We start from the raw sequence: 22,552 nt of genomic DNA on the forward strand, positions 1-22,552 counted from the left end.
CAGCGCCTAGGGCGTGGGCCCGCCAAGGTCAAGCTCTTGCGCCTATTCGGCGGGTGCCGGCGCGTATTTGGTCAGGATGGTCTCATTGCCCGGCTCAGGATGGCGCGGGATCAACAGAGACAGAGCAAGCGAGATCATCGCCATTGCCGCCGCCAGCGCAAACACTGCGCCGGGTGAGGCCACCCAAAGCAACCCAAGCAGCGCGGGAAGGAACACCGCCGCGATATGGTTGATGGTAAACGCCACAGCGGCCGTCGGTGCGATATCGGCGGGATCGGCGATTTTCTGGAAGTAGGTTTTCAAGGCCAAAGCCAGCGCGAACAGCACATGGTCGATCACATAGAGGGTCGCCGCCAGAACCACGCCCCACCCAAACCAATAGATGCCGCCATATGCTGCGAAAACAATGGCTAGTCCGGCATATTCGAAGATCAATGTCCGACGCTCGCCAAATTTGGACACCGCTTTGCCCAGCATCGGAGCCGCGGCCATATTGATCACGAGGTTGATCAGATACAGGCTGGTCAGTTCGTGCACCTCGAATCCAAATTTCTCAACCATCATGAAGCCCGCGAACACCACAAAGATCTGACGGCGCGCGCCTGCCATGAATTGCAGCGCGTAATACAGCCAATAGCGTTTGCGCAGGATCAGCTTCTTGGTCTGAGGCGTCGGCGCGTCGAATTGCGGATAGGCCAACAGGCAGAACAGAGCCAACAGCGCCGTCGCACCGCCCGCCATCATGAAGACGAAGTTATAGGACAGGTCGAACCGGTCCCATGTCAGGACGATCAGCCCATAGACCACCGCCGTGGCCGCCGAGCCCATTGCCACAAGCCATCCCAGAATCTGCGGCGCGCGGTCCTTCGGCAGCCATTGCAACTGCAGCGACTGATTGACCGTCTCGTAGTAGTGAAATCCGATCGAGCTAAAAAGCGTTACGAATAGTAGCCCACCAAGGCTTGGGAACCATGCAGTCACCGCCGTCGCCACACCCAGCATCATCAGCGAGATCATGGCCAGAACCTGTTCCCGCACAAAGATGATCACAGCGATCACACCTACGGCTAGAAAACCCGGTATTTCCCGCACCGTGTGCAGCAAGCCGATATCCGCGCCATCGAAATTCGCCACTTCGATGACGAAGTTGTTCAACAGCGCGCTCCACCCATTGAACGCAATGGGCATAGTCAGCGCCATCATGAACAGCAGCGTGATCGGGCGACGCCAAAACGGCAGGCTTTGCGCCTCGGAAAGTGGCATTGGTTTCAACATGCGACTCCCTCTACGCCGATTTTTGCGCTTTGGCGAGAGGCGAGATCCCGGCGCACATCCGCTCTGCGCCTATGCAGAGGTCAGTAAAAGTTCTGCGGGTCGATATCGACGGTCAGGCGGATATCCCCTTTCAGGCGCAGCGGCGCGATCCAGCGGGCGATGGCGTCCTGAATGGGCGCGCCCTTGGGGGCCTTGACCAAAAGGCGTACGCGATGCCTGCCCCGGATGCGGGCAATCGGCGCAGGGGCCGGACCAAAGACCTGACCTCCAATCTCACGCAACGGCGCATCATTACGCGCCATCGCGTTACCGATGTCAAAGACCGGAGCGACCTCGGGACCAGACAGCACGATCCCCGCCATACGCCCATAAGGCGGCACACCAGCGGCTTGGCGACCGGCGGCCTCGGCTTTCCAGAAGCCTTCCTCATCACCCGACAGAATGGCGCGGATGACCGGATGCTCGGGCTGAAACGTTTGCAACAGCGCCTGCCCCGGCTTGTCTGCGCGCCCAGCACGTCCGGCCACCTGCCGCATCAATTGAAACGTCCGCTCTGCCGCGCGCAAATCCGCTCCATGCAGGCTGAGATCGGCATCAATGACCCCCACCAGCGTCAGCTTGGGAAAGTTATGCCCCTTGGCCACCAGCTGCGTGCCGATGACGATATCGGCGTCGCCCTCGGCGATCTCTTCAATCTTGGCTTTCAACGCGCGGGCCGAGCCGAACAGGTCGGAACTGAGCATTGCGATCTTGGCCTCGGGGAAAGTCGCCTCGGCCTCTTCCGCCAGCCGTTCGATCCCCGGGCCGACCGGGGCCAGTTTCCCTTCGACCCCGCAAGACGGGCAAGTATCTGGCATCGGTTTGGTCTCGCCGCATTGATGGCACATCAGGCGCTTGAGGAACCGGTGCTCTACCATCCGCGCGTCGCAGTGATCGCAGGCAATCTGTTCCCCACAAGCCCGGCACAAGGTCACTGGCGCATAGCCCCGGCGGTTGATGAACAGCAGTGATTGTTCACCCTTTTCGATCCGTTGCCGCACTGCCTGCCGCAAGGACGGGGAAATCCACGTCCCCGTTTGCATTTGCTCGGCCCGCATATCGATCGGTTTCATCTCGGGCAGCACCGCTGCCCCGAAGCGTGAGGTCAGATCCAGCCGCTCATACTTGCCCGCCTCGGCATTGGCCCAGCTTTCCAACGAGGGCGTCGCGCTAGCCAGAATCACTCGCCCGCCGCAAATGGCCGAGCGCAGAACCGCCATGTCTCGCGCGCTATAGTGCACGCCGTCTTCCTGTTTATATGAGGTGTCGTGTTCCTCATCGACCACAACCAAGCCCAAATCACGGAATGGCAGGAACAGGGCCGAGCGCGCGCCCACCACCAGTTGCGCATCACCCTGCCCGACCATCCGCCAGACCCGGCGACGTTCGGTCATCGTGGCCCCTGAGTGCCACTCGGCCGGGCGGGCACCAAACCGGGCCTCGACTCGGGTCAGGAATTCAGCGGTCAGTGCAATCTCGGGCAACAGAACCAACGCCTGCCGCCCCATGCGCAATACTTCAGCGACGGCTTCAAGATAGACCTCGGTCTTGCCCGAACCCGTCACACCTTTTAGCAGCGTTGTGCCATAGTTGCCCGTCCGCTGGCCCGCCTGCAGCCGTGCCACGGCCGCCGCCTGATCTTCGGTCAAGTCTTTGCCGGGCAAATCGGGATCGAGATGGGGGTACGGCAAATCGCGTGGACTGTCCTCTTCCCGAACCGCGCCCAGTTTGACCAACCCTTTGACGACAGAGGTGGTTACCCCGGCCTGCTCGGCCAGCTCCTTCAAAGTGAAGGCCAGCCCACCATACTCTTTCAACACCTCAAGCACCCGGGTGCGGGCATCGGTCATCCGATCCGGTTCAGAAGTACCCAACCGGTAGACTTTGCGCATAGACGGCGGATCACCCAGGCCCGGCGCGCGAGTCGCAAGGCGCAGCATCGCAGGCATCGGTGTCAGCGTGTAGTCCGCCACTTTCCCTAGAAACACCCGCATCTCTTCGCGCATGGGCGCTACTTCTAACACCCGGATCACGGACCGCGCCTTGGCCAGATCGAACCCGCCCTGCCCCGGCCCCCACACCACGCCCAGCACCTTGCGCGGCCCCAATGGCACCTCTACAAACGCACCCAGAAAGCACCCGCCCTCGGGCGCTTTGTAGTCCAACGTCCGGTCCAGAGGCTGCGTGGTCAACACCGCAACCAGCTCTCCTTCGTCGAAAAATCCGTTAGCGCTCACAGCATATCCTATGCAGGGGGTTCCAGCAGGGGTCTCTTTGAGGTAAAGCCATCCGCGACCAAGGCCAACCCATCAAAGGACTGCCCGCATGAAATTCTTCGTAGACACTGCCGAGATCGACGCCATTGCCGAACTGAACGACTTGGGCATGGTGGACGGCGTCACCACCAACCCTTCGCTGATCCTGAAATCAGGCCGCGATATTCTGGAAGTTACCAAAGAGATCTGTGATCTGGTCGACGGCCCCGTGTCCGCCGAAGTTGTCGCCACCGAGGCCGACGACATGATCGCCGAAGGCCGCAAACTGGCCAAGATCGCGCCAAACATCGCCGTGAAAGTACCGCTGACATGGGCCGGTCTGAAAACCTGCAAAACCCTCAGCGACGAAGGCCAGATGGTCAACGTGACCCTGTGCTTCTCGACCAACCAGGCGCTTTTGGCAGCCAAGGCGGGCGCGACCTTCATCTCGCCCTTCATTGGCCGTCTCGATGACATCAACCTCGACGGCATGGACCTGATCGCCGATATCCGTCAGGTCTATGACAACTACGGGTTCGAGACAGAAATCCTCGCCGCGTCGATCCGCACCGTGAACCACGTGACCGACAGCGCGCGCATTGGTGCCGACGTGATCACCGCACCGCCCGCCGTCATCAAGAAACTGGCCGACCACCCGCTGACGGACAAAGGCCTTGAGACCTTCCTGGCAGACTGGGCCAAAACCGGTCAGAAAATCCTCTGATCCTTTGCACGACCGCGCGGTGCCGATAGGCGCCGCGCCCGGCCCAACTGTGCGGGGCTGATCTCAGAGCAGCGCCAAACAGGCGGGAGCGCTCGGGACACAGCGCAAAACGAAATCCACCCTGACGTGCATTTTTCCCAAGGTAATTCCGGTTGGCCGTGCTATAAGCCGCCAAAACAAAAAACGACCGGACGGGACATGAGCAGCAACCCAAAACTCGAGGACAACCTCAGAGCCGCGATTCTGGCCAAGCCTGATGCTTTGCTGGATGATAAAGATCTGATGCAGGCACTGGTAGACGCCAATGAACAGGCCCGAGGCGACAACGTCATCGACCTGCGCGGCATTGCTATGCAACGGCTCGAAGCCAGACTGGACCGCTTGGAAGACACGCACCGGTCCGTCATCGCCGCAGCCTATGAAAACCTGGCAGGGACCAATCAGGTCCACCGCGCCATTCTGCGTCTTCTGGAACCGTTCGATTTCGAAGACTTCCTGCGCGTGCTTGGCCATGATATCGCCGAAATCCTGCGGGTCCAGCGCATCACTCTGGTGCTGGAAACCACCGCCCTTATGGACGACCCCGCGATCGACAAGCTGGACGGCACGCTGACCGTTGTCGAACCGGGCTTTGTCGACCAATACCTCACCTATGATCGCGGCGGCCCCGCGCGCGATGTCATCTTGCGCGAAATCGATAGACCCAACCAACGGGTATTCGGCACTCTTGCCGCTCAACTCAGGTCAGAGGCCTGCCTCAAGCTGGATCTCGGCCCCGGTCGCCTGCCCGGTCTGATTGTCATGGGGGCTTCGGACCCGAGGCATTTCACGCCGCAACTTGGTACCGATCTGCTGTCGTTCTTTGCTGGTGTGTTTGAACGCTCGATGCGCCACTGGCTGTCGTGAGCCTGATCTCGCCAGCCTGCCGTGACGCCCTCCAACACTGGTTGGAGAGCTTGGGTGCGCTGGCGGGGCGGTCTCAGAACACCCAAAACGCATATCGCGGGGATGTCACTGACTTCCTGTCGTTCATGACCCTCCACCACGGAGACCGTCAAGGCATCGCCGCGCTCGAACGCATCACCGTCTCGGACATGCGCGCCTGGATGGCCGATCAACGCCAAAGCGGCGTGGGCGCGCGATCGCTGGCCCGAAAGCTGTCAGCCGTCAAGAGCTTCTACCGCTGGCTTGCCGAGCGTGAAGGGTTCGAGCCAACAGCCGTCCTTTCGACCCGCGCGCCGAAATTCACCAAAAAGCTCCCCCGCCCTTTGGCCGAGGACGCAGCTCGCGCCATGATTGAAACGGTTGAGTTGCAATCCAGCAATGACTGGGTCTCAGCCCGTGATGTGGCTGTTGTCACGCTGCTCTACGGCTGCGGATTGCGCATCTCCGAGGCGCTGTCTCTGACCGGTGCAGATGCCCCCCTGCCGGCAACCCTGCGCATTACAGGCAAAGGCGACAAAGAGAGGATCGTCCCTGTCCTTCCTGCCGCCCGCGAAGCGGTGGACCACTATCTCCAACTCTGCCCGCACCCGAAATCAGACAACCTTGCCCTGTTTCGCGGTGTCCGGGGCGGAGCGCTAAATCCCCGCGTGATACAAGAGGTTATGTCGAAGGCCCGCATGCAGCTCGGCCTACCCTCGACCGCGACGCCACATGCCATGCGGCATAGTTTTGCCACGCATCTGCTCTCAGCCGGTGGGGACCTGCGCGCTATTCAAGAGCTCCTGGGCCACGCCTCGTTATCCACCACCCAGACCTACACGGCCGTCGATACTGCCCACCTGATGGAGGTGTACAACCGCGCCCACCCAAAGGCCTGAGGTTCAAAAGCACAGCATCCTCAATGTCCTTGCAACCAAACTGTCTTTTTGCTTTGCATCTGCCCCCCACATCCTTCATGACACGGGCATGACACTTAGATTCAAAGCGCTTGCCGTTCATCTTTTCACCGCAACCGGAGCCGTTTTCGCAATGCTCGCCATGCTGGCGGCGGTGGATGAAAAATGGAGCCTGATGTACCTGTGGCTTGTGGTGTCCTTCATCGTCGACGGCATCGACGGCCCCTTGGCCCGCCACTATCACGTCAAGAAGAACGCGCCCGAGTTTGATGGTGTCCTGTTGGACCTGATCATCGACTACCTGACCTATGTGTTCATACCGGCTTATGCGCTGTTCAAATCCGGCTTGATGGATGGCTGGACCGGCTGGTTTGCGATCATTGTCATCACCTTTGCCAGCGCCATGTACTTTGCCGACACGCGGATGAAGACCAAAGACAACTCGTTCTCCGGCTTTCCCGGATGCTGGAACATGTTTGTCATCGTGATCTTCGCGCTCGAGCCAAACTTCTGGGTCAGCCTCGTTCTGGTAACCCTTTTGGCCGTCGCAATGTTCCTACCTCTGAAATTCGTCCACCCCGTCCGCACTGAGCGTTGGCGCAACGTGACTCTGCCCATGGCTCTGGCCTGGACCTTCTTTGCTGGTTGGGCAGCCTGGGTAGATTTCCACCCCGAAAGCTGGGCGCATTGGGGGCTGGTTGTGACCAGCTTGTATCTGGTCTTCGCAGGCATTGCGCAGCAGATCATTCCGCAACGCAAAAGAGCGGATTACAAAACGTCCTGAACCTCAAACTCGGTCCCGTTATGGGTGAAGACATCGCCCGCCTGCAGGCCAATCATGGCCAGATAAATCGGGCTCTGGGTTGAGATACCCATATAGGTCTTACCGTCCACATCGAACCGCGTGGTCGAGACGCAGACAACAAAACGGCGATTGTTGAACTTGATGACCGCGCCGGGCTGAACCGTATCGGTGATACCGAAATTAGTGTTCTCGATCACGTCGATCTTAGCATGATGCGCGTGTACCGGCGCGTCGAACGCTGCAGCAAGGTCTGCATTCTCGCGCGAGGCGGCGATATCATCCTTGTCATGCCCCTCTCGATCATCCAGTTGGGCATCTTTCAGAAAGGCGTCGTAATGCGCCTGGGCAGTGGCCAGTTCCTGCGCCTCCAGAGACATCAGGCGGTCAATAATGGCTTTCTTTTCTGCGGCGCGTTCTGCTTGGTCGGTCATTCAATGGTATCCTTTGAACTCTCCTTTTGAAACAAGGTGAGGCTCGAGACGTTGGAATGCAACAGGTTTTCACCGATCAGATCAACAGACCCGCCGCCTTTTCGTGCAGCAACAGAGCCACTTTGGTCTCAATCCCGCCATCGCCCGAGAACCCACCCAAACCATTGGCTGCAAGAACACGATGGCACGGAATGATGACAGGGATTGGGTTCGCCCCACAGGCCTGCCCCACCGGCTGAGGCGGCTGCCCCAGTTCCTTGGCGATGTCACCATAGGTGCGGGTTTCGCCAAGCGGAATCGCATACATTAAATCACAGACCTGCCGCTGAAACTCGGACCCCGAGACATGATAGGGCAGATCGAACCGCTCAAGCCGCCCGTCATCATAGGCCGTCAGTTGCGCCGCCGCTTCACGCAACAACGGCGTCTCGGGCCCGTCGCTCACGCCGTACCAGACAAGACGCGTAATCGCCCCGTCCTGTTCCTCAACCCCAAGACACCCAAACTGGGTCTGTACTGCAATCATCGGCATGACGGAAGGCTGCCAGCCTTTGCAGGCAAAGCGCAACCCATAACGCGCCGCGCCCGCCTCTTCTTCTGTTCAAAAATACCTCGGAGCGCGAGGCAGAGCCTCGCAAAGGACTCCGCCCACCGCACTCAAGGGGTACTTCAGCTCAGCGCTTCATCACAGCGCCCACAGACGCCCGCATGACTATGCCGTCCCACGTCGGGCAGAATCTTCCAGCAGCGCTGACATTTGTCGCCTTCTGCCTTCTCAAAAACCACACCAACGCCCTCAATCTCGGGCACGCGGAAGGCTTCGGCCGGGGCCGGATCCTCGGAGACCGTCAAACCCGAAGTGATGCACAGATCGTCCACATCAAACGTCGCCAACAGCGCAACAGTGTCCTGATCTTCGACATGCACGATCGGAGCCGCCTCGAGGCTCGATCCGATCACCTTGTCCTGACGCTGAACCTCCAGCGCGGCGGTCACGGCGCGGCGAACACGGCGGACCTTGGCAACGGCCTCTTCCAACGCGGCATCACGCCAATCGCCCGGTGTCTCTGGGAAGTCCACCAGATGGACAGAGCTGTCGTCGCCGGGGAACCGCTCCAACCAAACCTCTTCCATGGTGAAGACCAGAACCGGCGCCAGCCATGTGGTCAGGCGGTGGAACAGGATATCCAGCACGGTACGGGCCGCACGGCGGCGCAGGCTGTCACCGTCGCAATACAGCGCGTCCTTGCGGACGTCGAAGTAGAAGGATGACAAATCAACCGTAGCAAAGGTGAAGACCGCGCTGAACACGCCCTGGAAATCGAACTCTGCATAGCCTTTGCGGACCTGCTCATCCAGATCGGCCAGACGGCTGAGGACCCAGCGTTCCAGACGCGGCATATCCTCGGGCGCGACGCGGTCGGCCTCGGTGAAATCGGCCAATGATCCCAGCATGAACCGCATGGTGTTGCGCAGACGGCGATAGCTGTCGGCGGTGCCCTTCAGGATTTCCGGCCCGATCCGCTGGTCGGCGGTATAGTCGGTCTGAGCCACCCACAGACGCAGGATATCGGCGCCATATTGCTTGACGACCTCCTCCGGCACGATGGTGTTGCCCAGAGATTTGGACATCTTGTTGCCCTTGGCATCCAGCGTGAAACCATGGGTCACCACGTTGCGGTAGGGCGCACGGCCTTTGGTGCCGCAGGCCTGCAGCATCGACGAATGGAACCAACCGCGGTGCTGGTCGGTGCCTTCCATGTAGACGTCCGCAATGCCGTCTTCGGTGCCGTCCTCACGGTCGCGCAGAACGAAGGCATGGGTGGACCCAGAGTCGAACCACACGTCCAACACGTCGAAGACCTGATCGTAGTCATCCGGATTGGCGATGCCGTCGAGGATCTTCTCTTTGAACCCGTCGGTGTACCAGATATCCGCGCCGTCTTTCTCGAACGCCGCCTTGATGCGCGCGTTCAGATCGGCATTGCGCAGCAGGTAATCCGCGTCGGTTGGCAAAGCACCTTTCTTGGTGAAGCAGGTCAGCGGCACACCCCAGGCGCGCTGACGCGACAGAACCCAGTCCGGGCGCGCCTCGATCATCGAATACAGACGGTTACGGCCTGTCTGCGGCGTCCATTTCACCAGCTCGTCGATGGACCGCAGGGCGCGTTCGCGGATGGTGTCGCCCATCTCGCCCATGCCGTCGTCCAGCTTGCGGTCTACGGATGCAAACCACTGCGGCGTGTTGCGATAGATGATCGGAGCTTTCGAGCGCCACGAATGCGGATAGCTGTGCTTGATCTTACCACGCGCCAGCAACCCGCCAACCTCGACCAGCTTGTCGATGACCGCTTTGTTCGCGTCACCTTCACCACCCTTGCGGGACAGGATGTATTTGCCGCCAAAGAACGGCAGATCAGCGCGGAACGAGCCGTCGTCCATCACATTGTAAGTAATGACCTGCTCAAGCATGCCCAGATCCCGATAGAGTTCGAATTCCTCCATCCCGTGCGACGGCGCACAGTGGACAAAGCCGGTGCCTTCGGTATCGGTCACGAACTCAGCTGCGCGGAAGTCGCGGATGTCGTCCCATTCGCCGTTGCCGCCCTCGGCCCCGGCCAGCGGGTGGGTCAGTTGCACGCCTGCCAGCTCATCGCTGGTCACGTCACGGACGCGGGTCCACTGGTCGTCGTTCAGACGCGCGCGGCCCAGCACATCCGCGGCCAGATTGTCAGCCAGCAGGAACTTGTCACCAACGGCGGCCCAGCATTCCTCGGGCGCGCCGATGACTTCGTAGAGGCCGTAAGAGATGTCCTTGCCATACACGACCGCCTTGTTCGACGGCATGGTCCATGGGGTCGTCGTCCAGATCACAACAAAAGCGTCATCCAAATCGCCGGCATTCACGACCTTGAACTTCACCCAGATGGTGAAGCTTTCCTTGTCGTGATACTCGACCTCGGCCTCGGCCAGAGCGGTCTTCTCGATGGGCGACCACATAACCGGCTTTGAGCCTTGGTAAAGTGTGCCGTTCATCAGGAACTTCATGAACTCGTCCGCGATCACCGCCTCGGCATGGTAGTCCATGGTGATGTAGGGATCGGGCCAGTTGCCAGTGATACCCAGGCGCTTGAACTCTTCGCGCTGGATGTCGATCCAGCCTTCGGCGAACTTGCGGCACTCCTGACGGAAATCGACAATGTTCACCTCGTCCTTGTTCTTGCCCTTCTTGCGGTACTGTTCCTCGATCTTCCACTCGATGGGCAGGCCGTGACAGTCCCAGCCGGGCACATAGCGCGCGTCGAAACCCATCATCTGATGGGACCGCACGATCATGTCCTTGATCGTCTTGTTCAGCGCGTGGCCGATATGCAGGTGGCCGTTTGCGTAAGGTGGGCCATCGTGCAGGGTAAAGGGCGTACGGCCCTCTTTCTCGCGCAGGCGGTCATAGACGCCGATCTTTTCCCAACGCTCCAGCCATGCGGGTTCGCGCTTGGGCAATCCGGCGCGCATGGGGAATTCGGTCTTGGGCAGGTTCAGCGTGTCTTTGTAGTCAGGTGTCTGGATCGTGTCGGCGCACATTTGGGGCGTCCTTTGGATGATCTGGTCGTACTAGGATCGAAGCGGTCGGTGCGAAGTCTCAAACACCTTTGCCCGGCGTCTCAGAGGGTCAGAGCGCCGGGGATATAATTCGAATAATGATGGCCATCTGGTCATACATGGGGGCGCTTATAAGCCGCCCATGCCCGATGGTCCAGAGGCTCCGCCCGATGCGACGAATGGCGCTACATCATCGGGCTAAGGGTGAAACAACGACCCCACAAAATAGGCAATCATAGCCGCCGCACCACCGATTGCGAACGTCTCCAGACCCGAGCGCCACCACGGGGTCAGTGACCATCGGCTTTTCAGCGCTCCAATTGCGAAAAACACCCCCATTGTCATGCAGACAGAGAGAATGAAAGCGTTGTCCAGAGCCAGCAGAAACGGTAGCAAGGGAACCATCCCGGCCACCAGAAAGGCCAGAAACGTGGCCATCGCGGCCTTCACGGGATGCGGATCGACGCTGCCAAGCCCGTATTCGCCCTCGATCATCAGGTTGATCCAGTTTTCGCGGTCCGCGGTGATAGCCTCCGTCGCGTCCTCCAGCACCTGCCCGGACAAACCCTTCTGCGCAAGAATCTCGCGCACCTCATCGCGTTCGCCATCTGGGTAGAGCGCGATGTGACGCTTTTCGATGGCTCGAATTCGTTGGATATTGTCCAATTCGGCCTTGGTGCCCGAATAGTTACCAACGGCCATCGAAAACCCGTCGGCCAGCACATTGGCCAAGCCCAGAGCGACAATTACGAACGACGACAAACCGGCACCTGCAACGCCAGCAACGATCGCGAATGTGGTGACCGACCCGTCGATGCCGCCATAAACAATGTCGCGCAAAACACCCCGCCCGGGCGGGTCGCTAATTCTCTGTTCGATTTCCTGCTGGCTGTGACCGTGATCTGTCATGGCTCGCTTTCTGTCACATTCACTGTGACGAATGGCGTGCCATTCCGCTTTGCGTCAGATCAAGTCTTACTGAATAGCCCCTGCAACGCCCTTTTGATAATTGTGCGGACCGACGGCTTGTGACGATCTGAGAAGGGCAAGGGTCGGCACACCTCCATCGCAGCCACTCCGACGCGGGCGCTGAGGGCACCGTTTACCAACCCTTCGCCAAAGCGTCGCGACAGTTTGCTGAGGACCGATCCACCCAGAACAGGCTCCAGCAGATCGTCGCCGACGGCCACCGCACCGGTCGCCACGAGATGCACGAAAACGGCGCGCGTCAGGCGCCAGCTGCCCAGAAATCCGGCCCGCCCACCATAGATCTCGGCCACCCGCCGGATCATTCGAAGTGACGCCGCAAGGGCCGTGACCACATCCGCAAGGGCCAGAGGCACCAAAGCCGTGACCGTGGCCACCTGACGGGCTGCCGCCTCAACCTCGCGACTGGCGGCGGCGTCCAACGGGGCCAGCAGTTCATCCTCGGCCAAAGCCAAAAGACCAGCGGCGTCGAATTGTTCTGACATTCGCTCGGACAGCCGATCACGGCCCCACTTGGTCTCATCCCGGCCCTTGTAGAAAGCAATCAGGCGAGTCGTGACCGCGCGCGCCTTGGTCAGATCGGCATCCGCCAAGGCCTCATCCGCCGCACGGCGCAATCCGTCGACGCGGGAGAGGCGGCCAATTGCGGCCAGTTCCCGGACGGCGATGATCAGCGCAACAAGGACCAAAGCTGCGATCAAACCGGTGACAACCCAGCCCAGAATGGGCGCGCGTGCGATCAGCGAGGTCGCGAAATCCCATGCGGCGACCGAAATCGCAGCCCCGACTACCGCCAGCGCCAACCCCCAGAACCAACGCGCCAAGGCCGAGGGCTTGCTGGCGGCAAATCGCGCCGCGCCTTGCATGGCCTGCCCTTGCGGCGGCACCAGATCGGGTACCGAAGGGGCCTTGGCTACATCGGCAGCGGGCTCATCTGTTTCGAGGTCGATCAGGACCGGGCCTTTAGCCATTCTCTGCCCCTTCACTACGCCAGACATATTTGATGTCAGGCAGGTTTTCATCGTTGTCCGCCCCGTCGCTTCGGGCGACCTCGGCAAAGCCGTTGCTTTCATAGAACCTGCACGCGCCGGTGTTGGCCTGAAAGGCAAACAAAGTCAGGCAAGAGTTCTGCGCCTTCGCATGATCGAGCAATCGTTTGCCGATCCCTTGCCCGCGCGCAGTGGGCTTAAGATACAGTGAATGCACATCCGATCCGTTCAGGGCCAGAAATCCAACCACTTTGTCCGAGACCTCAGCGACTGTAACCCAGCTTTGATCAATCATATGGCCACAAAAGGCGATGGTTTCAGCGCAACTGTAAAGATCAGGCATCCAGTCGTTCTCGCGCGAAAACCCGTGCAGGATTTCCCCGGTCGCACCGGCATCGGTGCTGCGGGCGGAGCGGAGGGTAGCGGTCAAAGCCGGTCTCCGATCAAAAACTGCGCGGCCCGGTCTAACCGGATATGCGGCGGGCCGTCGCCCGGGCGCAGCGTCAACTGGGCCGGAGCGAAGGACATGAAACCATAGTCGTCGCCAAGCCACGCCTCGGCCCCGTTCCGCGCTGGGCCGAGCAGATGGGATGGATCATCCGGAAGCTCTCCGGGGTAGAACGCGGCTTGTTTACCACTGTCCAGCAAGGTGCCTCGGACGCAGGGCAGCTCGGTTCCGTTGTGGCTGCGCATTTCTTCGGTCGTGGCACGCAGCGAGGCCAGTGACAGGGCTGCCGTTTCAGCGCCAGCGAAGCTCGCCCGATCTCGCGCCTCACGGGTCAGGGCCTCCATGATCGCGGTCAGGCGGGGGTGTTGCGTGTGGTGCAGGTGGTCGGCCTTGGTGGCTGCAAACAGAATGCGTTCGACCCGTTTGCCCAGCAGCAACTGACTGAGCCACGCGTTGCGCCCCGGACGGAAGGCCGAGAGGATATCGCCCATGGCGCGACGCATATCCTCGACCGCTTGCGGGCCTTTGTGGATTGCGCCCAACGCATCGACCAGCACAACCTGACGGTCGATCCGAGAGAAATGATCGTGAAAAAACGGCTTCACCACCTGAGATTTATAAGCCTCGTAGCGCCGCTCCATCTCGCGTTGCTGGGTGCGACGGCGCGAGGGGTCGGAGACTGGCAAAGGCGCAAAGGTCAGAACCGGAGAGCCTGCCAGATCGCCCGGCAACAAAAAACGACCCGGCGTGCAGTCGTAGAAACCAGCATCCCGCGCGGTATTCAAATAGGTCGTGAACGCTGCGGCCAGAGCCTGCGCGGTCGGCTCGTCATGCTCCGCTGTCAGATCGGTGCCACGGGCTTGCGCCAGAAACTCGGCCGCTTCGGGGCGGTTTTCGATGCGCGACAACGTCTCCTGCGACCAGTCGGCGTAGGATTTGTCCAGCAACGCAAGGTCCAGAAGCCACTCGCCAGGATAGTCCACGATGTCCAGATGTACGGTGCGCGGTCCCTGAAGCCCTGCCAGCAACCCGGCCGGTCGCGCCTTGAACGACAGGCGCAGCTCGGACACGGCGCGGGTGCTTTCGGGCCAGTGCGGCTGTGGGCCAGTCAGGTCGGAGAGGTGGGATTCGTAGTCGAACCGCGGGACCGTGTCGTCAGGTTGCGGTTGCAGGTAAGCCGCGTTGATGCGCCCCTCTTGCTGCGCAACCAGGCCGCTCATGCGGCCCCGGTCCAGCAGGTTTGCCACCAGCGACGTGATGAAAACCGTCTTGCCGGAGCGCGCCAGACCGGTGACGCCCAGACGGATGACCGGCTCGAAAAACGTCTCGGACACGCTGTCGCCGATGGATTCGACGCCGCGCACAAGACTGTCTGCCAGGGATGAGATGACCAAATTGTCGCCCCGCAATAATCGTTTCGCCCAAGATAGGTAGCCGCTGCCGGACATGCCAGCGCTTTCGCCCCCTTGCCCGTTCGCGCGCCGCGCGCTACCAGCGGCCCATGCCCAGATATGCTTTGAAAGTCGAATACCAAGGGGAGCCGTTTGCCGGGTGGCAGCGGCAGAAAGAGCTGCCTTCAGTTCAGGGGGCCATCGAAAGGGCCCTGTCCCGCATCCAGCCGGGCGATCACACCATTGCTGCCGCCGGGCGCACCGACGCGGGTGTGCATGCGCTGGGGCAAGTGGCGCATTGCGATCTGGTCAAGGAGTGGGATCCGTTCCGCCTGTCCGAGGCGTTGAACTATCACCTTAAGCCGCAGCCGGTGGCGATTGTTCAGACTGCGCGGGTCGATGATGACTGGCACGCGCGCTTTACGGCGGTTGAACGTCAATACCTGTTCCGCATTCTCATGCGCCGCGCGCCTGCGACCCACGACAAAGGGCAGGTTTGGCAGATCAACCATCAGCTGGATGTCGAGGCTATGCAGGCGGGTGCGGATATGTTGATCGGGCGGCATGATTTCACCACTTTCCGATCCTCGATCTGTCAGGCGGCCAGTCCGGTGAAATCTCTGGATGAGTTGCGGGTGGAGCAGGTGCAGGGTTTCTCCGGCCCCGAGGTGCATTTTCACGTTCGGGCGCGGTCATTCCTGCACAATCAGGTGCGCAGCTTTGTAGGAACGCTTGAACGTGTTGGCGCGGGGTCGTGGTCGCCCGAGGATGTGCGCGACGCGCTGGAGGCTGAAGATCGCGCCGCCTGCGGGCCGGTTTGCCCGCCGCAAGGGCTCTATCTGGCGCGGGTCGGTTACCCTGATCCGGTTTTCTAGATCGCTTTAAATCGCGCGCAACAAGAGACCGCTGGCGATCACGACAATCACTAGCCCTGCCACCAGTTCGATGGTCGGGGCCAGTATCGACGCAAATCGCGTGGCCGAGGCCGAAGCAAGCAAACCGCCCCGCAGGCCAAAGGACGTCCAGCCGACCAGCGTTGTGACAGTCGCGGTGCCCAGCGCCATCGCGAAAGCTCCGGCAATTCCGACCATGGCGATTCCCATCTGCCAGGTCAGGATCAGCACGAACAATGCCCCGGTACAGGGGCGCGCAGCGATGCCCGCGATCAGCACGAGCGCCTCACGCAGTGACCCGACATTGGCGACCTCTTCCGCGCTGGGGCCATGGCGATGGCCGCAATCCGAGCAGACCTCATCATGGTGATGATGATGGTGGTGCTCGTGTTCCTCATGGTGGTGGTCGTGGTGATGCTCATGGTCGTGAGAATGCCCATGCGCGGCATCGCTGCGGGACCGTCGCGCGAAACTGCGCATCCCGCGAAAAACCAGCCACGAACCAATGGCCGCGATAGCCGCATAGCTGATTGGCGCCATAACCTGCTCGGTCGTGCCCACCAGTGTCTTACGTGACAACTGGAATATCAGAACCCCGGCATAGACCAGAACAACTGCTGTTACGGCCTGCCCGAGGCTCGACAGCACGCTGATCGCCGACAAGCGCCAGAAGGCGACCTGACGGCCCAGACCGTAGCCTCCGATCAGGACCTTACCGTGCCCTGGGCCGATGGCATGAAAGAACCCGTAGGCGAAACAAACGGTTAGCAGTGTTGCCACCGCCTGAGGTTGTTCGGCGCGGGCCGCCCGAAGGGCACGCGCGATCTGGTTCTGGAATTCGCGTTGTTCGCCAGCCGCCCAAGCAGCTAGGCTGTCAAACCCGCCGCTGCCCCAGAACCACAAAAGCAGGCCACAGGCGATAGCGACGGGAACAATCAGGTATTTGGACATGAAATCAAAATCTCGGTCGCAAAGCTTTCGCCGACAAGCGGGATATCGTTTTCCTCAAGGTCGTATTCCGCATCCAGGGTCAGGAGAAAGGCCTGCATCTGCGCCAATTGGCCGTCGATATCCGGATCAATCCGTTCGAGCAGACAAGTCGCCGGGCCGGACACGGTGACCGGACGGGTGACGTCGTAGGCGGTGTAATAGGTTTCATCGAAGGCTTTTGCCGAAATCGCCTCGGCCGGAACAGATCCGCCTTCGACGGCGCGCAGATGAGTGGTGACGATGCGGCCATCCTCGGTCGTGGCATACGGCTCCAACGGGCCAGACAAGACAACCGGGGCACCGGCGGCGGTCACAACCAGATCACCGTTATAGCCTTCCATCCATTGCGCATCAAAACCGGTCAGGAACTGCTGCTCACTATCGGTCAGCGCGCCGTCGCCATCCTGATCCAACCTCATGTCCTCCAGTTGCAGCAGCGAGAACAGCTCGTCATAGGCCCAGGTCACGCGGACATGGGTTAGTTGTCCGGCCTCGTCCACGATGAACTCCAACCCCGTGTCAATGAAGACATGCGGGTGGGCCAAGGCCGGGATCGGCAGGCAGCAGGTCAGGAATGGGAACAACCATCGCATAAGGGCAAGATAGGCGTCGAAGTACGCATCGGCAATGCGATTTCCGGTCTCGATGCAGAAACTGGCCGACCGATCACTTGGGCGGGAACAGAACAATCGTTTGTAGGGCCGTTCCGACAGGCCCCTGCCTGTCATGCAGCACCGACTGAGACATCCCGATCCCTGAGGGCTGCCAATGTGAAATTGATTGCGAGGCCAACCAGTCCGAGGTGGGCTCCCGGTGGATGTTGATGGTCAGATCGGTGTTCATGAACCCCATTTCAGCCGTCGGGGCATTCCAAGAGATTCCATTGCCGCAATCCCCCAAGGCGCAGAGTGATTGGATGGGGGATTGCACCTCGCCCTCCAACAAGTTCGGGGTCCGCATCCAAACGGTTTTCGGTCCTACGTCGTGCCTGTCCCCCGCCCCGTATCTGATGTCGCTATAGTGCGCGAAACCAGGCAGGTCATGACGCAGCTCTCCGATCGGGAAAGGGCCTTCCACCGCATCTTCGAACCGCAATGGCGGCGTTTCGACATTGGGCACATCGCCCAAATACCGACGCACCACATGCATCGTGGTTGCGGTTGCGCATAGGGTGTCGTCCAGATCATGCACCGTCACTCGTGTGGTCCCGAGCGTTCTGGTATGGCGCGTGGTTTCGGCCGCCACGCGCAGCCCGGCCAAGGGCAAAGGGCGCAGCAGATCAACGGTCAGGCGAGTCAGCATCTTCTCGGGCCCGATCTCGGTTTCAGCCGCGCGCACGATCAGGCCGCTCACCGGCCCTGCGTGACAATGCTCCGCCGACCACGGACCGCGCGCCGGGTCATTGCCAATAAAAGCCCCGTCCTCTCGCTGATGAAAATAGGAGAGATCTTCGAAATCATAGGTAGCCATCTGGGGCGTCAGACCTTTTCCTGAGTGTATTTCCTGAGCTCCGCACGCGCGACCTGACGGCGATGTACCGCGTCCGGTCCATCAGCGAGGCGCAATGTGCGGACATGGGTCCAGGCATTGGCCAGCGGGGTATCCTGACTGATCCCCTGCGCCCCGAACATCTGCACCGCCTCATCAATGACTTTCAACGCGACCTGAGGCGCAATCACCTTGATCTGGCTAATCCATGGCGCCGCCGCCCGCGCATCGCCCTGATCCATGTACCACGCTGCTTTCAGGCATAGCAGACGGGCCATTTCGATCTCCATCCGGCATTCGGCGATGATGTCGTAATTGGCCCCAAGCTGCGCCAGCTTCTTGCCGAACGCCTCACGCTGCAGCGACCGCTTGCACATCTGCTCAAGCGCGCTTTCGGCCTGCCCGATGGCGCGCATGCAGTGGTGAATGCGGCCCGGTCCCAACCGGCCTTGCGCGATTTCGAACCCACGACCTTCACCAAGCAGGATGTTTTCCGCGGGGACGCGGACGTTGTTGAACCGGATGTGCATATGCCCGTGCGGGGCGTCGTCGTGGCCATAGACTTCCATCGGCCGCAGGATCTCGATCCCCGGTGCATGAGCTGGCACCACAACCATGGACTGGCGCTGATGCTTCGCCTGATCCTCGCCCCCTGTTTTGACCATCACAATGTAGACCTTGCAGCGCGGATCACCCGCACCCGAGGACCACCATTTCTCACCATTGAGAACATAGTCATCCCCGTCCCGCACACAGGACATCGACACATTTGTCGCGTCAGATGAGGCCACGTCTGGTTCAGTCATCAAATAGGCTGAGCGAATCTGACCTTCGAGCAGAGGCGTCAGCCATTGCTCTTTCATCTTCTCTGTGCCGTAACGCTCGAACACCTCCATGTTTCCGGTGTCGGGGGCCGAGCAGTTGAATACCTCGGCCCCAAGGGGCGTCTTGCCCATCTCTTCAGCGAAATAAGCGTATTCGACCGTTGTGAGACCAAAACCTTTTTCGCTGTCGGTCAGCCAAAAGTTCCACAGCCCGGCCGCTTTGGCCTTGGCTTTCAACCCCTCAAGGATCTCCGCCTGACGGTCGGTGTACTGCCAACGGTCTCCCTTGCCGATTTCGGTCTGATATTCCTCTTCCAGCGGCATGATATCATCGCGGATCATATCTGCAACGCGCTGCAAAAGGGCGCGGTTTTCCTCGCGCAGACCGAATGACATGTTCATGAACGCTCCTCCGTTGCCCATCGGTTCGGGCTTTACCTTCGCCTGAAGAATGGCTTAGCTGCCCGGACCCTGTCCAGTTCCGTGACGGAACGTCACCTCCATCTATTTCCAATACATGAGGCACCCATGGCACTTTTGATCGAAACCGGCCTGTCCAACTGGATCAGCGATGCGGATTTGGCCAAAGAGGTCCTGCACCAGTCGCCCGACGCTGATGTCCGCACCCCAGACACGATCGGGAATCCGACTGAAATTACCATGGTGGCGGTCAGCACGCTGCAGGATGCGCATATTGAGCGCCTGCCCAACCTCAAACTGGTGCAAAAACTGGGCGCTGGCGTGGAAACCATCGTCGGCAACCCCAAATTGCCCGATCATATCCGCGTCGCTCGCCTGAGACCGGACGCCCCAGCGCAAGAAATCGCAGAGTGGTTTCTGGCCCATATCCTCCGTGCCCAGCGCCATTTGGGAGACTACGAAGCCGCTCAGCGCCGGTCCGAATGGTCCCCCAAAGCGCCACGCATCACGTCAGACACAAAGGTCGGTGTACTGGGTCTTGGCACGATCGGCACGCGCACGGCCCTCATGCTAAACGAGCTTGGCTTTCAGGTCATAGGATGGAGCCGGTCACCCAAGCAAATTGACGGCGTGACCTGCCTGCACGGACAAGATGCGCTGCCCGAGCTACTTGGTCAGTGTGACTACGTCTGCGCCATCTTACCCTCGACCCCGCAAACCGTTGGACTGTTTGGTGCCGACATTTTGGCGGCGATGAAGCCCGGCGGCCATCTGCTGAACGCAGGGCGCGGCGATCTGATTGATGAGACCGCATTGATCGTTGCGTTGGACGTGGGCACGCCCGGCCATGCCGTTCTGGATGTAACCTCTCAGGAGCCTCTGCCGAAGGACAGCCCCCTTTGGCAACATCCCGGCGTGACAATCACGCCGCATGTCTCGGGCTGGCATCTGGGGGACGCGCTTGCAGACGTGGCCAGGAATTTCGAGCGGCTATCCTCGGGCCAGCCCCTGCTGCACGAAATCGATCGAGGCAGAGGCTATTGAAGCGAATCAGGGCGTCAGCAACCAGTTCCCACTGGCGTCCTTACACCGGCGCGTTCGAATCTGTCGGTTCTGCTCATCTCCGCCCGGTTCAACGGAATGCTGCAACGAGACACAATTCCCCTGTACCGCAGCGATACGCACGGTGCCTTTCGAACCAGTTGCATCATTGGTCCATGCGCGCTCTTGCCCAACGGACGGAGCGCCGCTGGTCAACAACGCGGTCGAGGCCGCGCTCAGCACTTCGAAATCCTGCGGGCTGAGGCCCATTTCCGCAATAATCCGTGACAGAGGCTTGGCCTGAACCGCCCCAACCGTCAGAACTACAGCTGCCAAAACCAAAAAAATCCGGGCTTTCATCCGTGCCTCACATGACTGAAATCAATTTGTCCTCAAGGATATACCCCAGCGCGGGCCGGGCCAAGCCCCGAGCGGTTGCACCTTCAGAAAATCCAAATTGAGCGCCTGAAACGCGCCAAGGTTCTGCGAATTTGACCCGAAAGGGTTCACAGCAGCGCCTAAATCTGGTGAAATCAGGGAAATTCTCATTTGAATGTAGGAGTTTGCATTATGACCCTGCGCCTGCCCCTTCTGGCCCTGGCCGCGGCTGCCACTTTGACCGTCGCGCCAAGCGCCCCTGCCGTCGCCAAGGAAGAGACCAAGTCCGTCGTGGTTCTCAGCCGCACATGGGCGGTGACCCAAGTCGCAGACGAGCCGGTGATCTACCGCGCCACGCGGGACAACAACAATCTCAACCCGTTCGGCCCGCCACCGCGCCTGCGGACCCTGCAGGCCATTGCCGCGATTCAGCAGGCCACAGGTTGCAGACCCATCGTGGCCAGCATGTATCAGAACATCTCGGGCCAATTTTTCTCGCAGGTCAGCTGCAACTGAAATTGGTACAATACTTTCATTGAGGTCGCCTGACGCGCCTGCCATAGCTTGCGCATGAAACTCGCAATCAATGGATTCGGCCGTATTGGCCGCACGATCCTGCGGCAGGTTCTGGCCTTGCCGCAAGGGTCAGATATTGAGCTGGTGCTGATCAACGACATCGCACCGCTGGCAACCTGTGCTTACCTGTTCAAATACGACAGCACCTTCGGCCCCTATGCCGGAGAGGTTTCTGAGGGAAACAGCGAACTGGTCGTGAATGGGCAGCCCATCCCCATGACTCACAGCTCTGATCTGGCGAATATCGACCTGTCCGGCGTCGATGTCCTGCTGGACTGCACCGGCATCGCCCGCACATCCGACGTGGCAAGGCGTGGATTGGCCGCCGGGGCGGGCAAAGTGCTGATCTCCGGCCCCTCTCCAGCCGCCGAGGTGACCGTGGTCCTTGGCGCAAATGAGGATCAACTGGGCGGCGCTCATGTCGTCTCGAACGCGTCCTGCACAACCAACGGGCTGGCGCCTCTGGTCCGGGTTCTGGATGACATCGGCGGGATCTCCACAGGTCACATGACGACCATCCATTGCTACACAAACAGCCAACCGATGGTGGATGCCCCGCGCGGTGACCTTGCCCGCTCGCGCGCAGGTGCGCTGTCGATGGTCCCAACGACTTCAAGCGCGATCCACCTGATCGACGTCGTACTGCCGCATCTTGCCGGGCGCATCTCAGGCGCGGCGGTACGGGTGCCAACGGCCAGTGTTTCGGCCATTGACCTGATCGTCACGCTGGACCGCAGCCTTGACGCAGAGACCTTCGACAAGGCTCTGCGCGATCAGGTCAGCGCGTCGCCGGTTCTAGGATGGACCGACATGCCACTTGTCTCCTCTGATCTGCGCGCCCGGCCCGAGTCGCTGGTCATCGCCGGACCAGAGACCCGCATGGTCGGCGCGAACCAGGTCCGCGTCTTTGGCTGGTACGACAATGAATGGGGCTTCTCGGCGCGTATGCTGGACGTCGCTCGCCTGATGACCGCCGCCTGACCCGTCGCAACCGCAGCGCGCCCCGCGCGCTGCCTGGCCCAACCGGGTTGGGTGAATCTACGATGCGACCAAACCGGGCGGGAGCCGCCCCAAGCCGTCGACCTCGACGCAACACAACTGTGGACCTTATTCACTAGCCACACATCAAAAGCCTTTTCCTGAACGGCCTCAAATGC

22 protein-coding genes are annotated in these 22,552 nt (G+C 60.6%); 8 read left to right on the top strand and 14 right to left on the bottom strand.

Annotation, left to right across the window (positions count from 1 at the left end; all coding sequences use genetic code 11):
• Positions 1-42 precede the first annotated feature (42 nt).
• Both ACR0AI_RS11305 and ACR0AI_RS11310 read right to left on the bottom strand, forming a co-directional pair.
• Positions 43-1,275 (bottom strand): MFS transporter, encoded by a 1,233-nt coding sequence (locus ACR0AI_RS11305; RefSeq protein ID WP_170477551.1) that lies wholly within the window; start codon positions 1,273-1,275, stop codon positions 43-45.
• An 80-nt stretch (positions 1,276-1,355) separates the two neighbouring features.
• Positions 1,356-3,551, bottom strand: coding sequence for a primosomal protein N' (locus tag ACR0AI_RS11310; RefSeq protein ID WP_480673970.1), 2,196 nt, complete (start codon positions 3,549-3,551; stop codon positions 1,356-1,358).
• 88 nt (positions 3,552-3,639) lie between these two features.
• Between ACR0AI_RS11310 and fsa the strand changes: the two genes are divergently transcribed.
• The 4 genes from fsa to ACR0AI_RS11330 all read left to right on the top strand — a co-directional run bounded on the left by fsa (position 3,640) and on the right by ACR0AI_RS11330 (position 6,918).
• On the top strand, positions 3,640-4,293 hold the full coding sequence (gene fsa / locus ACR0AI_RS11315) for a fructose-6-phosphate aldolase (RefSeq protein ID WP_050603155.1): 654 nt from the start codon (positions 3,640-3,642) through the stop codon (positions 4,291-4,293).
• A 198-nt stretch (positions 4,294-4,491) separates the two neighbouring features.
• Complete coding sequence (locus ACR0AI_RS11320; RefSeq protein WP_480673967.1) at positions 4,492-5,199, top strand: DUF484 family protein; 708 nt, start codon at positions 4,492-4,494, stop codon at positions 5,197-5,199.
• Positions 5,196-6,116 (top strand): tyrosine recombinase XerC, encoded by a 921-nt coding sequence (locus ACR0AI_RS11325; protein WP_480673965.1) that lies wholly within the window; start codon positions 5,196-5,198, stop codon positions 6,114-6,116. The genes ACR0AI_RS11320 and ACR0AI_RS11325 overlap by 4 nt, the downstream gene beginning before the upstream one ends.
• 88 nt (positions 6,117-6,204) lie before the next feature.
• Entirely contained in the window at positions 6,205-6,918 is a 714-nt protein-coding gene (locus tag ACR0AI_RS11330) for a CDP-alcohol phosphatidyltransferase family protein (protein ID WP_480673963.1), read from the top strand.
• On the opposite strand, the gene ACR0AI_RS11335 is transcribed toward ACR0AI_RS11330, so the two are convergent.
• The 7 genes from ACR0AI_RS11335 to ACR0AI_RS11365 all read right to left on the bottom strand — a co-directional run bounded on the left by ACR0AI_RS11335 (position 6,903) and on the right by ACR0AI_RS11365 (position 14,788).
• On the bottom strand, positions 6,903-7,370 hold the full coding sequence (locus tag ACR0AI_RS11335; RefSeq protein WP_170377775.1) for a hypothetical protein: 468 nt from the start codon (positions 7,368-7,370) through the stop codon (positions 6,903-6,905). The genes ACR0AI_RS11330 and ACR0AI_RS11335 overlap by 16 nt on opposite strands.
• 76 nt (positions 7,371-7,446) lie before the next feature.
• Positions 7,447-7,902 carry a methylated-DNA--[protein]-cysteine S-methyltransferase gene (locus ACR0AI_RS11340; RefSeq protein WP_480673961.1) on the bottom strand — a complete coding sequence of 152 codons (456 nt, stop codon included), beginning with the start codon at positions 7,900-7,902 and terminating at the stop codon, positions 7,447-7,449.
• A gap of 137 nt (positions 7,903-8,039) precedes the next feature.
• Positions 8,040-10,952 carry an isoleucine--tRNA ligase gene (gene ileS / locus ACR0AI_RS11345; RefSeq protein ID WP_480673959.1) on the bottom strand — a complete coding sequence of 971 codons (2,913 nt, stop codon included), beginning with the start codon at positions 10,950-10,952 and terminating at the stop codon, positions 8,040-8,042.
• A 216-nt stretch (positions 10,953-11,168) separates the two neighbouring features.
• On the bottom strand, positions 11,169-11,879 hold the full coding sequence (locus ACR0AI_RS11350; RefSeq protein ID WP_480673957.1) for a VIT1/CCC1 transporter family protein: 711 nt from the start codon (positions 11,877-11,879) through the stop codon (positions 11,169-11,171).
• Between the two features lie 59 nt (positions 11,880-11,938).
• A complete protein-coding gene (locus ACR0AI_RS11355) occupies positions 11,939-12,928 on the bottom strand; it encodes a YcjF family protein (RefSeq protein ID WP_480673955.1) in 990 nt (329 codons plus the stop codon).
• Positions 12,921-13,376, bottom strand: coding sequence for an N-acetyltransferase family protein (locus tag ACR0AI_RS11360; RefSeq protein WP_480673953.1), 456 nt, complete (start codon positions 13,374-13,376; stop codon positions 12,921-12,923). The genes ACR0AI_RS11355 and ACR0AI_RS11360 overlap by 8 nt, the downstream gene beginning before the upstream one ends.
• The gene (locus ACR0AI_RS11365; protein ID WP_480673951.1) at positions 13,373-14,788 is read right to left on the bottom strand and encodes a YcjX family GTP-binding protein; all 1,416 of its coding nucleotides are present in this window, start codon (positions 14,786-14,788) and stop codon (positions 13,373-13,375) included. The genes ACR0AI_RS11360 and ACR0AI_RS11365 overlap by 4 nt, the downstream gene beginning before the upstream one ends.
• A 107-nt stretch (positions 14,789-14,895) precedes the next feature.
• Between ACR0AI_RS11365 and truA the strand changes: the two genes are divergently transcribed.
• Positions 14,896-15,660: a tRNA pseudouridine(38-40) synthase TruA gene (truA, locus tag ACR0AI_RS11370; protein WP_480673949.1), complete on the top strand. Its 765-nt coding sequence runs from the start codon at positions 14,896-14,898 to the stop codon at positions 15,658-15,660.
• 6 nt (positions 15,661-15,666) lie between these two features.
• Here the strand turns inward: truA and ACR0AI_RS11375 are convergent, their stop codons facing one another.
• Genes ACR0AI_RS11375 through ACR0AI_RS11390 form a run of 4 tightly spaced genes read right to left on the bottom strand, consistent with a single transcriptional unit; the run spans position 15,667 to position 19,382 of the window.
• Complete coding sequence (locus ACR0AI_RS11375; RefSeq protein ID WP_480673947.1) at positions 15,667-16,629, bottom strand: nickel/cobalt transporter; 963 nt, start codon at positions 16,627-16,629, stop codon at positions 15,667-15,669.
• Complete coding sequence (locus ACR0AI_RS11380; protein ID WP_480701327.1) at positions 16,614-17,396, bottom strand: DUF1007 family protein; 783 nt, start codon at positions 17,394-17,396, stop codon at positions 16,614-16,616. The genes ACR0AI_RS11375 and ACR0AI_RS11380 overlap by 16 nt, the downstream gene beginning before the upstream one ends.
• Positions 17,335-18,138 (bottom strand): thioesterase family protein, encoded by an 804-nt coding sequence (locus tag ACR0AI_RS11385; RefSeq protein ID WP_480673943.1) that lies wholly within the window; start codon positions 18,136-18,138, stop codon positions 17,335-17,337. The genes ACR0AI_RS11380 and ACR0AI_RS11385 overlap by 62 nt, the downstream gene beginning before the upstream one ends.
• 8 nt (positions 18,139-18,146) lie before the next feature.
• Positions 18,147-19,382 carry an acyl-CoA dehydrogenase family protein gene (locus tag ACR0AI_RS11390; RefSeq protein ID WP_480673941.1) on the bottom strand — a complete coding sequence of 412 codons (1,236 nt, stop codon included), beginning with the start codon at positions 19,380-19,382 and terminating at the stop codon, positions 18,147-18,149.
• Between the two features lie 126 nt (positions 19,383-19,508).
• On the opposite strand from ACR0AI_RS11390, the gene ACR0AI_RS11395 reads away from it, so the two are divergent.
• The gene (locus ACR0AI_RS11395) at positions 19,509-20,444 is read left to right on the top strand and encodes a 2-hydroxyacid dehydrogenase (RefSeq protein WP_480673939.1); all 936 of its coding nucleotides are present in this window, start codon (positions 19,509-19,511) and stop codon (positions 20,442-20,444) included.
• Positions 20,445-20,450: 6 nt separating this feature from the next.
• Here the strand turns inward: ACR0AI_RS11395 and ACR0AI_RS11400 are convergent, their stop codons facing one another.
• Positions 20,451-20,801 carry a hypothetical protein gene (locus tag ACR0AI_RS11400; protein WP_480673936.1) on the bottom strand — a complete coding sequence of 117 codons (351 nt, stop codon included), beginning with the start codon at positions 20,799-20,801 and terminating at the stop codon, positions 20,451-20,453.
• 210 nt (positions 20,802-21,011) lie between these two features.
• Between ACR0AI_RS11400 and ACR0AI_RS11405 the strand changes: the two genes are divergently transcribed.
• Together ACR0AI_RS11405 and ACR0AI_RS11410 are read left to right on the top strand one after the other, a co-directional pair.
• Positions 21,012-21,335 (top strand): hypothetical protein, encoded by a 324-nt coding sequence (locus tag ACR0AI_RS11405; RefSeq protein ID WP_480673934.1) that lies wholly within the window; start codon positions 21,012-21,014, stop codon positions 21,333-21,335.
• 54 nt (positions 21,336-21,389) lie between these two features.
• Complete coding sequence (locus ACR0AI_RS11410) at positions 21,390-22,376, top strand: type I glyceraldehyde-3-phosphate dehydrogenase (protein ID WP_480673932.1); 987 nt, start codon at positions 21,390-21,392, stop codon at positions 22,374-22,376.
• The last annotated feature ends 176 nt before the right edge of the window (positions 22,377-22,552 follow it).

The sequence above is a fragment of the Ruegeria sp. BG3 genome, assembly GCF_056538485.1.

Bases quoted from the DNA above. Each gene is read 5' to 3' on its own strand.
- ACR0AI_RS11375 (WP_480673947.1), bottom strand. From the start codon at position 16,629: ATGTCCAAATACCTGATTGTTCCCGTCGCTATCGCCTGTGGCCTGCTT.
- ACR0AI_RS11320 (WP_480673967.1), top strand. From the start codon at position 4,492: ATGAGCAGCAACCCAAAACTCGAGGACAACCTCAGAGCCGCGATTCTG.
- ACR0AI_RS11350 (WP_480673957.1), bottom strand. From the start codon at position 11,879: ATGACAGATCACGGTCACAGCCAGCAGGAAATCGAACAGAGAATTAGC.
- ACR0AI_RS11305 (WP_170477551.1), bottom strand. From the start codon at position 1,275: ATGTTGAAACCAATGCCACTTTCCGAGGCGCAAAGCCTGCCGTTTTGG.
- ACR0AI_RS11395 (WP_480673939.1), top strand. From the start codon at position 19,509: ATGGCACTTTTGATCGAAACCGGCCTGTCCAACTGGATCAGCGATGCG.
- ACR0AI_RS11335 (WP_170377775.1), bottom strand. From the start codon at position 7,370: ATGACCGACCAAGCAGAACGCGCCGCAGAAAAGAAAGCCATTATTGAC.
- ACR0AI_RS11405 (WP_480673934.1), top strand. From the start codon at position 21,012: ATGACCCTGCGCCTGCCCCTTCTGGCCCTGGCCGCGGCTGCCACTTTG.
- ACR0AI_RS11340 (WP_480673961.1), bottom strand. From the start codon at position 7,902: ATGCCGATGATTGCAGTACAGACCCAGTTTGGGTGTCTTGGGGTTGAG.
- ACR0AI_RS11380 (WP_480701327.1), bottom strand. From the start codon at position 17,396: ATGACAGGCAGGGGCCTGTCGGAACGGCCCTACAAACGATTGTTCTGT.
- ACR0AI_RS11330 (WP_480673963.1), top strand. From the start codon at position 6,205: ATGACACTTAGATTCAAAGCGCTTGCCGTTCATCTTTTCACCGCAACC.
- ACR0AI_RS11355 (WP_480673955.1), bottom strand. From the start codon at position 12,928: ATGGCTAAAGGCCCGGTCCTGATCGACCTCGAAACAGATGAGCCCGCT.
- fsa (WP_050603155.1), top strand. From the start codon at position 3,640: ATGAAATTCTTCGTAGACACTGCCGAGATCGACGCCATTGCCGAACTG.
- ACR0AI_RS11400 (WP_480673936.1), bottom strand. From the start codon at position 20,801: ATGAAAGCCCGGATTTTTTTGGTTTTGGCAGCTGTAGTTCTGACGGTT.
- truA (WP_480673949.1), top strand. From the start codon at position 14,896: ATGCCCAGATATGCTTTGAAAGTCGAATACCAAGGGGAGCCGTTTGCC.
- ACR0AI_RS11385 (WP_480673943.1), bottom strand. From the start codon at position 18,138: ATGGCTACCTATGATTTCGAAGATCTCTCCTATTTTCATCAGCGAGAG.
- ACR0AI_RS11410 (WP_480673932.1), top strand. From the start codon at position 21,390: ATGAAACTCGCAATCAATGGATTCGGCCGTATTGGCCGCACGATCCTG.
- ACR0AI_RS11390 (WP_480673941.1), bottom strand. From the start codon at position 19,382: ATGAACATGTCATTCGGTCTGCGCGAGGAAAACCGCGCCCTTTTGCAG.
- ileS (WP_480673959.1), bottom strand. From the start codon at position 10,952: ATGTGCGCCGACACGATCCAGACACCTGACTACAAAGACACGCTGAAC.